The sequence below is a fragment of the Aliifodinibius sp. S!AR15-10 genome, from assembly GCF_031569985.1.
GTDB lineage: Bacteria > Bacteroidota > Rhodothermia > Balneolales > Balneolaceae > JAMQKA01.
This window is the reverse complement of sequence record NZ_JAMQKA010000011.1, coordinates 75,265-86,943: the sequence shown is the minus strand read 5'-3', so window position 1 is coordinate 86,943 and position 11,679 is coordinate 75,265. Positions and strand designations below refer to the sequence as shown.

Sequence of the window (11,679 nt, the reverse complement as noted above, 5' to 3'; positions counted from 1 at the left end):
GCGAGTATATAAACAGATCATTCACTATTCAGCTCTACTGAAACATCGAAGTGTACCGTGAGCTTTTCGCTGGCTTTGATCAGTCCCATCAGTGTGGTGGGTGGCTCGATATTGAAGTCACGCATATTCAATGGCTTTACACCTTTCACCCGGAAGTGAGAATCCCCGATAAGCTGGCCTTCCACCACCAGGTCGGTCTTTTTCTCTACCCCGGCGATGGCAAGCATGCCCTCAGTGTGAATCTTCATCCAGCCGGTAGAATCGGGATGGACACTTTGGCTCAGCAGATCGGCCTGTAGTAACTGGTAAGTAATCTGGGGGTGCTTCTCGGCTTTGAGTGCGTTATACAGGTCGCGGTTCATCTTGCTTTTGCCACACTCCAGGGCTTTCACGGGAATGGTGACTTTGACCTTTACATCGCCCTCCCCCTGGATGTTTTGCGTGGGCTGAGATGTGTTCTCGATTTTCCCGTTGCCCGCCAGGCTTTCCGCGTAGCACCGGTAATCAACGATAGAGGCGCTACCTTCCAGCCATAATGCTCCCTTGGGAGCGATCTCGATATTACCGGAAGTGTAGGAAGGGGTAATCTCCTGTGCGCCGGCCTGTTGCGGCACTCCCCACGCAGCCATAAACATTATGATGGCTGCAATTGCGGGGATAAAGCTTGAGGTCACTATGTCTGCAACAGACCGGTACATCGAGATTAAGATATAATTTACTTGTTGTTTGCCACTGCTTTGTTTGCAACAGCAATATTAAATGAAATCGTTACTTCTTCACCAGATTTAATGGTACCGAACACAGCACTGGGCGGATCCACGCCAAAATCTTTCATATTAAGCGAGTAAGAGCCCTCAAATGAGATGGTATCACTCCCGCTCAATGTGGCCTGTACGGGAAAACTTACGTTTCGGGTTTGGCCGGCGATCGTCAACTGGCCGGTGGTGTTCAGCGTAAAGCTACCCGATTCCTGGCTGCCCGATACCAGTTCAGCCTTGGAAAAAACGTATTCAACATTTGAAAATTTTTTCTCTTTGAGTGCACCATAAATTTTGTTGTTCATGCCACCTTTGCCACTTTCTATGCTCTTGACAGGCACAGTAATTGAGAGCGCTTTTATTGATTCTTCAGATACCGGTACTTCTGCATTAAAGAGAGCATCTGCTAAATCTGCCGTTAAATTTATGGTTTCTACATCGCACTCCCAATCATGGATTGTAGAAGTTCCCGTTATTGTCATTTCGCTTTTAGGCAACAATTGGTATGTATTACTTTGTGCCATCGCTGTGGTTGTGACCAATGCGGCCATAAAACCCAGGATATAGATGCTTAAACTTTTCATTGTTACTCCGTTTATTTGTTCAATAGTTAACTTTTGTCATCCTGTTAGTATGTAATGCAATCATCGTACCAATTATGTGGAGTACACTAATTCGGCGGGAATATTTTTTAAAACCCTAAATAAACCGATTTAACGACCCTTTAATTTATAACGTTCTTCAGATTCAGGCCTTTCCTGAAACCCCTTCCAATTACTGTTTGCAATTGCGCAATCTCACTCACCGCCATTCTTGCACTGCTGCAAAAATTCTTTGCCGCTCCTTCCAGTATCTCCATTAATATTGATCATAAATCCTTCTCACAACTTTGTTTAAGGCACTCATTCACTAACAAACAAATAAATTTTGCCCCGTAGTTCACTTTTGGTATCAGTCTTGCATTAAAAAGTACAACACACCAACACTTTGCTATTAAGCTAAGAATATGGGTAAATCAATTTTAATAATAGACGATGACCAAACCATTCGGGAAGCCCTGTCACTCTTCCTGGCTGGGGAGGGTTTCAGCTGCACAGTAGCTAAGGACGGTGCAGAAGCAGTTGAAGAAATACTTGCCCATTCTTTCGATATTATTTTGTTGGATCTCCGCCTTCCGCGCCGAAACGGGCTCAACATCCTGCAGGAAGTAAAACGATTATCTGCAGACTCAATCATTATCATCCTCACTGCGTACTACAGTATTGACGAGGCGACTCTCGCACTGCAAGAGGGTGCCTCACAACTGCTCCTCAAGCCGATCGACTTTGAGGAACTGCTGGAGGCGATTACCCAGTCTCTCGATCTTAAGAAAGCCACATAGTTCGTCGAAGGTCTTAAGGTCAAAGGTTGAAAGTTAAAAGTTGATGGTCTAAGGTTCTGGACACTCAGTGCTTCTCCGTGCTTTCCTTGTTCTGTGTTTAGCCACCAGCAGGTTAAATTTACTTTCTCAACGGCTGCCCATGGCCTACTACGGTTGCTCGGAGTAGGCCTCTCCGCCCTGTGTAGTAGTCTACTCCGCCGCTCGTAGTAGTCTGCTACGTCGCATGTAGTAGTTTACTCCGGCACGCGTAGTAGTAAACTACGAGTAGCAGTAGTAGTAAGGGCAAGGCCATTCAGCTGGGGATCCTTAGTTGGGGAAGATTTCTTCCCGATAGTCATCGGAGCGAAATGACGACAACGGAGGGGGCTTAGTTGCTGATTTCGGCCCCTTGCCAAGGGCAGAGCAGTAGGCTGTAACCCGTCATCTCGAACGCAAGTGAGAAGATCTTTCTGCCAAAGGGCAACTTATATCACTTGTTTTCAGCCCTATCAACCACCCACGAATTGAATGAAATACTGGGCTAATCTCTTTCTTGTCCTTAAGGACACGCAGAGTTACTAAAGGTTGTCCTGGGGAGGCTTTTGTATTTAGATCATTTTGATGGGTCATTAGCAGCACATTACAATGACAAACTTTGAAACCTTGTGAGAAATGCGGGATAGCACAGTACGCCTTTCAACCAGGATCTTGGATCCCGGGGATGAGATAATAAAAAAAGCCGCTTCTTTTCGGGGAAGCGGCTTTAAAGAAAGGGAGTTTTACTAAGATAATTAAGATTAGCTATGATGCCTTTATCATGAGGTCATCTTTTAGCTTGCACCTAGGGCAGGTGCCTAGTTAGGGATAGTTATGCTTTAAAAACTGATCACTGCTTCAAGCATGAATCCATCAAATTCACCTTCTTCGTATTGACCACTAAATCCATCGTAGGTCTGTGTTACATATTCAACCTTGGCAAGTATATTTTTGCTGAGGAACCAGCCTCCACCAATATTGAACCGATCGATGTCAATATCATTGCCGTTTGAGAGCTCTCCGCTCACCAGGTTATAACGTCCGCCGAGGTATAGATCCTCTTCCGCACCGAAGCGATAGAGCAATTCTGCACCGTATTGGTTGAATGTTCTGGAGTCGGCTTGTCCAATATTCTTGCCGGATGTATTCTCAAACACGCCATAGAATTCCAGCCCTTTATACTTTACAAAGGGATTGATCATAACGGCTGTAATCTCATTGTTAAAGCCTGGATCAAAACGTCCGCTTCGGAAACCGCCGTCCAACACATTGTAGTATCGTGAGCCCGCTCGGTCACCGTCATAAAGATAGATGCTGTTGGCCTGTCCGGTCGTATAAATTGAACCGGTGATGCGAACACGCAGATCCTGATCAACCTGAGTGTCGTACCCCAGTTTCCCCACAAAAGTACCTTTATTTACCGGTTCACTTTTAATGCTGCTTTGGTTCAGTTTACCGTTGGTCAAGCCAACCATCGCAAACATATCACCACTGTAGTAGTACACCTCACCACCAACCTCAGTCGTGAAGGAGTCCATAATGTAGTTTCCAACAAAGGGGTTGTGGATCGCATGACCATTGTCACTGCGTCGGAAGTGGTTGTCACCGTAGTTGATCTCCATGTGGCCTACTTTGATGCGCAAGTGATCCATCAATTCAGACGCCAAACCTTCGGAGATAAAGTCCAATCGATCAACTTGCATGTACCCACCCTTGACATAGGTTTCGGTATGATGCTGAGAGGAAAGATATGTGCGCAAATGCATGCGGACGCCGCTTGTCAGCGCTACATCTAAATCCAGGTTGGATGTGGCAAGGTTGAAGTTTGATCCGAGTTCCGGCAACGTCATTGTTTCACCGTTCGACAGCCATGGCCCTGCATTCTCATGGCGTAGAGCCTGGAACTGGAGGGTATTTGCACCACCAATGCGGACATTAACCCCATCAAATTCTATATCCGTTTCAAAAGGGGCTTCAAACTGGTTGAGCCCGGTCTGATCTGGATTGGTGAAGTATGGCAATTCTCTAGACTGCTGGGCAACAGTAACTCCGACAGATAGCAAGAATGCCAAAAATGTTGCAGTAGTATATTTCATTAATTGTCTCATAATAATTCCTAAAATGATTTTTTAAATATTTGATTAAGCCTGATTTTCAGCTTCTCACTTAACAGTGTTGCAACTACCATACCAAACAGGTGTATTTGTTCAAGAATTCATTAAAAACCAGCCCTATAAGCTTTAACCAGCCATTTTAAAAAGATATAATATTCTGGGCAGAGGGAGGCTAACTTTATTATTGCAGCTCTGCAACAGGTACTATCAGCAACCTTTGCAAAGCTGCATCTACTGCGTAATCCCTACATGTTTAACCTGAGTTCCGGATAAGGATTACTCAAAATAATAACTGACATCGGAAGGAGGCTTTTGTGATTCCTGTTGGCAGCACGATTGGGTCGACGTGACGATCTCACCATTCATTTTTGTTCATCTAATTGGGAGATTGCCTCCCGACCACTGTCAGGATCCCGGTGATCGCATACTCCCGAGCAATGACAATTTTATATCGAACTGACATTAAATTAATTACATAAAAAAGGCGGACACCTTTCGGTGCCCGCCCCTACTGCTTCTATCAGGCTTGAAGCTTAGAAGCTGATAACAGCTTCCATCATAACGCCGTTGAATTCGCCATCAGCGTACATGCTATTGGCTGCAAAGCCATCATACTGTTGTGTGACATACTCAACTTTGGCAAGGATATTTTTTGTAAGGAACCATCCGCCACCAACATTGAAGCGGGTTATATCGATATTATCTCCGCTTGCCAGCTCACCGGAAACCTGGTTGAATCGACCTCCCAGATAGAAATCCTCTTCAGCACCGAAGCGATACAAGAGTTCCGCGCCATACTGATCATAGGATCGGCTTTCAGATTCTGTTGCCAGCTTACCTGATACGGCTTCATATACTCCAAATAATTCCAGTCCCTGTAATTTGATGAAGGGGTTGAGCATAAATGAGGTCATTTCTCCTGAAATTGGGCCACCTGGTGCTCGACCTGATACGGTATAGTCAGGAGCAAAGCGTCCACTTGTGAAGCTGTCTCCAAAGATACCGTAGTATCGGGAACCCGCACGGTCACCTGAATACAGGTAGAGGGAGGCGGACTCACTGCTGGTCAGGACAGAGCCTGTAAGACGGAATCTCAGGTTTTCATTTACTTGTTTGTCATAACCCAGCTTACCATACAGATTTGGGGTGGTTTTATTGCTTGATGCAACCGTACTCTGGTTGAGTTTCCCATTGCTAAGACCAACCATAGCCAGGATTCCGTTGTCGAAGTAATAAAGCTCGCCACTTACTTCGGTTGAGAACGAGTCCATGATGTAGTTGCCAACAAATGGATTCAGAATAGCGGATCCGTTATCCGATCGTCGGAAGTGAGTATCACCGTAGTTGATCTCCATGTGACCAATTTTGATACGAACTTTATCCATCACCTCGGACAGGAATCCTTCCTTAATAAAATCAAGTCTATCTATTTGGAAGTAGCCGCTTTTAACATATGGCTCCGTGTGGTGACGCGAGGTAAGATACGTTCTCAAGTGCATACGAAGTCCGCTGTCAAGTGCTACATCGAGATCAAGATTTGAAGTAGCAAGGTTGAAGTTGGATTCAAGCCCTGACAATGGAACAGCACCATTGTTGCTTTGGTTCAACCCCTGGAATTGCAGTGTATTGGCCCCGCCAATTTTGAATGCGACTCCATCAAAATCAATATTTGTTGTAAATGGAGCTTCAAATACATTCAGTCCCCGTTGGTCCTGGTATGTATAGTATTGCAGTTCACTGGTGAACTGTGCGAATGCGCTTCCCGCCATGACAAACAAAGAGAGAAGAGATAGTGTTATATATTTAGTTATTGTTTTCATAATGATCTCCCGTTATGGGTTTTGTTGATACTTGTTGCAAAATGGTTTTAAATTCTTGGGAGCGGCTTAAGCCTGATTATTTATGTTGACCCAGTGTTGCTCTGTTTAACCTATTTACAACATCCGTACCAATGACAAGATGTGTAGTAAAATATTTTAACAGAAAATTGATAAAAGGGCCTGCCGGTATCTTAAAGCCCGTTTTTATATAAAACTTTTTTCTGGGGATCCGCACCTTTTGAGAAGATGCCATTTTTAGAGGATTGCAGGGTTGCAAGGATGAAACAATGCGCAGTTGCAAAGGTGCAAGACTGCAAGAGGGGGAATTGCTCAATACAAATAGCTCATGTTTTCAACAGATCCTCTTCAGGGAATGACTCGAAAGAGGTAGGCAGATTGGGGGCTTGCTGTTTTGGACGTTAAAATACCGCAGTTTGCGTGGCGGGAAAGGTAATAACGAACCGTGTTCCGTTGGAAGTATCAATCGATACATCACCCTTGAGCTGCTTTATCAGTGTATTTACAAGGTATAATCCCAGACCGTCATTCATATCTTTGGTCAGTTCGGACTTTTTATCAAAGCCGATGCCGTTGTCTGCAACCACCAGCTGATAGTGCAGCTCATCGACGGGTTCAAAACGGATCGTAATTTTACCCTCTGTACGGCCCTGGAATGCATATTTGTAGGCATTGGTCAACAGTTCATTGATAATCAGGGCGCAGGGTATCGATTCCTGGATCTTAAGCTGGATGTCCCCGGTAATTACTTCAGTTTCTATATTCTTGTCCTCAGTGTCCAGGTTCCTTGTAATGAACTCTATCAACTTGTGAACATATTCTTCGGGACTAATGCTGGCAAATGACCTGGAATCGTAAAGCATTTCGTGCACTACGGCCATGGAGTGAATGCGGCTCCGGCTCTGCTTCAACAGGGACTCTGCGGTCTCATCAAGGGTTTGATCAGCCTGCAAAAACAATAATCCAGAAATAACGGCCAAGTTATTCTTAACGCGATGATGAATTTCACCCAACAGAATCTCTTTCTCATTGAGCGATTTTTTTATCCGCTTTTCATAGCGCTTGCGGTCAGTTATATCGCGCACAATACCACGGAAACCGGAAGGCTCTTCATTCGAATCCTTTTTAGGAGAGATTGAGGCCTCTACAGAGCGTGTTTTTCCCCCTTTTGTTATCACCTCCCAGTCGCGGCCCTGCACAGGTTCGCCGGTTTGATACACCCCTGCGCAAACTTTCCAGATATCCCGGGCATTCTCTTTATCCATGTAATAGGATCTGTCCAAACTGAATAACTCTTTGCGCGAATATCCCAGTATACGCTGCAGCGATTCATTAAAAAATGTGAAGTTACCTTCCAGATTGGTTTCAAAGTACCCGTCCTCTATATTCTCAACAATAGCGCGATATTTCTCCTCGCTCTGGCGCAGCGCTTCCTCCACCTCCCGGCGCTTGGTAACATCCAGAATAACGCAGTCGATAAATTGCTTTCCGTCGGTCTCAACCAGCGTGCAATTCTCGAGTCCCCAGAAGGTGCTCCCGTTTTTTCGTTTATACTCAACCTCTTCATTCACCAATCGGCCTTTGTTGGTCAGCTTGTTAACCAGGTCCCAGCGTTGCGCCTCCGATTTATAGTACTGCTCAGGTGGTACCGAAAGCGCCTCCTCTTTTGACTGATATCCAAACATATCCACAAATGCATCATTGACATAGACAAGGCCTTCACTGGGCGTGCTTCGCAGGATCGCCTCCTCTACGTTGGCATTAATGGATTTGAGCAGACGACCGAAACGGTTCATCTTTTTCTGAGTGGCCCGCGATTCTGTCACGTCCATAAAACTCCACACACGGCCTACAATCTTGTTGCCCACTCGTTGTGGAAAGGAGTACCGCTCAATAATGCGACCATCTTTTAACACTATTTCATCTTTGGAAGTGGCCTCGGGCCTGTTGTACAACTCCCTGATTTTATCCAGGAATTCATCGGGGTTTTCAATCTGGTCGAGCACATATTGAACTGCCACTTTATCCGCCTGCCCGGAAATGATATGCTCCGGAATATTCCACATCTCCAGGAAGCGGTCGTTATATATCGTAATCTTCCCGTCCTTGTCCACTACCAGCACCCCGTTGGCTGTTGCATCCAGCGTGGCCCGGAGGAGAGAAAGATAATCTCTCAGGGTGTCAGGCTGCTCCTCGTCGGGAGCGGACTGATTATCCATAAACAGACCCTCGGATCGGTTCCTGAGTATCTCAACCCACTCCTCTATCAGACCCGATGAGATCTCATGTTCCGTAGCCAACTCCTTAACTTTACCCTCGTCTTCCAGAGCCTGAAGTGCCACCCGCGCCTTAAAACGTGCGGTAAACCTTTTTCTTCCCATTTGTACCCGGACCTCTTACAAAAATTTACATCTTTTTATCAGAACCCAAGTTTCGGTAAAAAAAGTGTATACATCAATTTCTGAGATAATTTTCTTTATTATTTTGTTCTAACCTGAAATAATGCACTAATGTTAGAGCAATTGTAATGAGTACACCCCTGGAATCCTACAAAATTGGCGATATTGAGGTCGTTATCTCAGAGACGGATCATCCCGAAAAACTACACGTGGAGTGCAACGACGGTACTTATCATTCTGAATTCACCGTCCGAAAATATGAATACAAAAACTACAAGCGCCACATGAACCAGCGTATCAAGAATGCCTATAAAGAGCAGCACCGAGAGGATTCTTAAACTCACAGCAATAACTAGCCTTTTCTATTATGCTTGTACATACAAGCTTATCCTGTCGCTCTCTCTTTATGACAAATCAACCTTCTCGGATAAAATAAGAAACCCTTAGGTGAATCAACTTCACCTAAGGGTTTTGTAAGGAAAATGATCTAGCCTGATAGTTCCCCTCCCCAAATTTCCACAGGGAGAGGAAAAGGAGTGTTCAATGTATCTTGATCAATTAAAATCGTATTCGCCGGTCTGCGCCATATGCATCAGTCGATTCACCCGATCTTCGGTATCCGGGTGCGTAGAAAACAGGCTCATAAATTTGCCTCCCTTGAACGGGTTGACCGGGAACATGTGAGAAGTCGAGCGCATCGCCGTTTCGGACACCTGCATCGGTACCTGCTCTACCGCTTGTTCAATGCGTTGTAGGGCAACAGCCAGGCTCTGCGGTTCGCCGGAGATCTCAGCCCCAACGCGGTCTGCTTCATATTCGCGTGTTCGACTAATGGCGGCCTGCAGCAGCGAGGCGGCAATAGGGGCCGTAATCAGCACCAAAATGGCAACCAGGGGATTCGGACCGTCACGATCTCCACCACCGATCGGCAGGAAAAATGCAAACTGTGCCAGCATGCTCAACGCGCTAACAACCGTAGTAACGATCGTTTGCGTGAGGATATCTCGATTTTTAATGTGGGCCAGCTCATGCGCTGTAACCCCTTTCAATTGATCATGGTCAAGTACTTTGAGTATACCCTGGGTAAAAGCCACAGCCGAATGTTCGGGATTCCGACCCGTTGCAAACGCGTTGGGTTGCTGCTGTGGTATCACATAAACTTTAGGCATCGGAAGATCAGCCTTTTGTGCCAGCTCTTTAACCATGTTGTACAGCTTTGGATGGGACTGTTGGTCAACCTCCTCTGCACGGTACATCTTGAGGACCATTTTATCGGAATACCAGTAGCTAACCGCATTCATCCCCATCGCAAAAATGAAAGCGATAACCAGGCCTGTTGATCCTCCCAAAACCTGGCCTACCAGCATAAATAGAACAGCCACGAGTGTCATTAAAAAGACTGTTCGCATACCGTTTCTGTTAAACATATAAATCTCTTCTCTGTTTAATTTTTTGTTTTACTTTACCTACAAAACGTAGAAGTTTTGCAATTTGTTTCGTACTGAGCCATTCAAGGTACAATTTTTTTATCCTGATGTATACTCATTAACGCGATGTCTGGTTGCATTAATATGCAATAATAAAGCGCCCTGTTATTGCGGCATCAATCGCTGGACCAAGCCATCACATCCTGCCAATGCATTCCAGGTATTTTTTAAGAATCAATATCTTCAATCAAGTTGATAGAATGGTACAGCATGGTACTGAGATTAGGATAAATAAATTGTGGAATGTATTATTGTTTGAAAATAAAATGGAATACAACTGGGAAAATATAATGGGATTATCTGCTTCAACTTTTGAGAACGAAAGAGTCGGTTTTTCAGCTTTTACTTTTTACTGGGTATTCACTTTTTCTACACTTTTTGTTCTGGGGATGGTTGGTATAAATAGTCCAACATATGCCCAGGAGACCGCCGAAACACTTACCGTTGTGGAGCCGGAGCAGGTGGGCCTCTCGAGTGAGCGCCTGCAGCACCTGTCCGGAGAGATCAACCACAACATAGAAAATGAGCTGTTGGCGGGGAGCGTAGTTCTGATAGCCCGAGACGGAGAGATCGCTTACCTGGATGCATCGGGCATGCAGAATCGAGAAGTAGGCGTTGCGATGAACGAAAATACCATCTTCCGGATCGCCTCCATGACGAAACCGATCACCAGCGTGGCCGTTATGATGCTGTATGAGGAGGGCCATTTTCAGCTGGGCGATCCCGTTTCGGATTACATCTCCGCTTTCAAAGATATGCGGGTACTGGCGGACTCATCCAACGAGGATGCCACCGGGAATCCGCCGACCGTTCCGGCCAACAATCCCATTACCATTCGGCATCTTTTGACGCATACCTCAGGTCTTTTAGCATATGGGGGCAACCCTGTTATTGAAAAGATGTCTCGGGAGAAGGGGATTACTTCCGGTCTTACTACCGACTCCAACACCCTTGCGGAGGATATACCCAAACTTGCGACCTTGCCGCTGGAGCACCATCCTGGAGAGGATTGGACATACGGGATGTCCGTTGATGTGTTGGGCTACCTGGTGGAGGTGGTCTCGGGTATGACACTGGACCGTTTTTTTAAAAAGCGCATATTTGAGCCACTGGGGATGAGCAACACTCAATTCCACGTTTCTTCCCAGCAGGAATCACGCCTCGCCGCCACCTACACCGTGGCTGAAGACGGCGGGCTGCAGCGACTTGGCAGTGATAAGGGGCAGGCCAGTCTTCCGAATGTTGGGCCCGGCACTTACCCCACGGATGATGAACACCGTTTCCTGGCCGGCGGTGCAGGACTTACATCCACTGTACCTGATTATTACCGATTTACACAGATGCTGTTAAATGGCGGAGAGCTGGACGGCGTGCGCCTGCTCAGCCCGAAATCCATCGAACTTATGATCACCGATCACGTTGGCGACCGGCTGGAAGACATGGGCTTCGGACTTGGCTTCAGCGTTACCCGAAGCCTCTCCGAACGCGGTGAGCTGGGGAGCGTGGGCACGTTCGGATGGGGAAGTTTCTGGTACGGCACATTCTTTATTGACCCCGCAGAAAATATGATCGGCATCAGCGTGGCACAAAAGCACCCCGCCGGCGGTGCCACCTTGAATGAAAAGTTCGGCATCCTGGCCCGGCAAGCCATTGTGGAATAACCTCGGTTAACTGGTTTATCGAACGC

Annotated in this window: 9 protein-coding genes; 3 read left to right on the top strand and 6 right to left on the bottom strand. The window is 46.1% G+C overall.

Annotated elements, in window-relative coordinates:
* Window positions 1-17: 17 nt before the first annotated feature.
* Together NC796_RS09430 and NC796_RS09425 are read right to left on the bottom strand one after the other, a co-directional pair.
* Entirely contained in the window at window positions 18-698 is a 681-nt protein-coding gene (locus NC796_RS09430) for a YceI family protein (protein WP_310684136.1), read from the bottom strand.
* Between the two features lie 17 nt (window positions 699-715).
* Window positions 716-1,342 (bottom strand): YceI family protein, encoded by a 627-nt coding sequence (locus NC796_RS09425; protein WP_310684135.1) that lies wholly within the window; start codon window positions 1,340-1,342, stop codon window positions 716-718.
* A gap of 422 nt (window positions 1,343-1,764) precedes the next feature.
* On the opposite strand from NC796_RS09425, the gene NC796_RS09420 reads away from it, so the two are divergent.
* On the top strand, window positions 1,765-2,139 hold the full coding sequence (locus NC796_RS09420) for a response regulator (RefSeq protein WP_310684134.1): 375 nt from the start codon (window positions 1,765-1,767) through the stop codon (window positions 2,137-2,139).
* Window positions 2,140-2,993: 854 nt separating this feature from the next.
* Here NC796_RS09420 and NC796_RS09415 read toward each other — a convergent pair.
* From NC796_RS09415 to NC796_RS09405, 3 genes are all read right to left on the bottom strand, one after another.
* Entirely contained in the window at window positions 2,994-4,250 is a 1,257-nt protein-coding gene (locus NC796_RS09415) for a hypothetical protein (protein ID WP_310684133.1), read from the bottom strand.
* A 551-nt stretch (window positions 4,251-4,801) separates the two neighbouring features.
* Window positions 4,802-6,088, bottom strand: a complete 1,287-nt coding sequence (locus NC796_RS09410; RefSeq protein ID WP_310684132.1) for a hypothetical protein — start codon at window positions 6,086-6,088, stop codon at window positions 4,802-4,804.
* Window positions 6,089-6,507: 419 nt separating this feature from the next.
* Window positions 6,508-8,487 (bottom strand): PAS domain S-box protein, encoded by a 1,980-nt coding sequence (locus tag NC796_RS09405; RefSeq protein WP_310684131.1) that lies wholly within the window; start codon window positions 8,485-8,487, stop codon window positions 6,508-6,510.
* A 146-nt stretch (window positions 8,488-8,633) separates the two neighbouring features.
* Here NC796_RS09405 and NC796_RS09400 point away from each other — a divergent pair, with 146 nt between their 5' ends.
* Window positions 8,634-8,843 (top strand): hypothetical protein, encoded by a 210-nt coding sequence (locus tag NC796_RS09400; RefSeq protein WP_310684130.1) that lies wholly within the window; start codon window positions 8,634-8,636, stop codon window positions 8,841-8,843.
* Window positions 8,844-9,059: 216 nt separating this feature from the next.
* On the opposite strand, the gene htpX is transcribed toward NC796_RS09400, so the two are convergent.
* Complete coding sequence (gene htpX, locus NC796_RS09395) at window positions 9,060-9,932, bottom strand: zinc metalloprotease HtpX (protein ID WP_310684129.1); 873 nt, start codon at window positions 9,930-9,932, stop codon at window positions 9,060-9,062.
* Window positions 9,933-10,282: 350 nt separating this feature from the next.
* On the opposite strand from htpX, the gene NC796_RS09390 reads away from it, so the two are divergent.
* Window positions 10,283-11,653: a serine hydrolase domain-containing protein gene (locus NC796_RS09390; protein ID WP_310684128.1), complete on the top strand. Its 1,371-nt coding sequence runs from the start codon at window positions 10,283-10,285 to the stop codon at window positions 11,651-11,653.
* The last annotated feature ends 26 nt before the right edge of the window (window positions 11,654-11,679 follow it).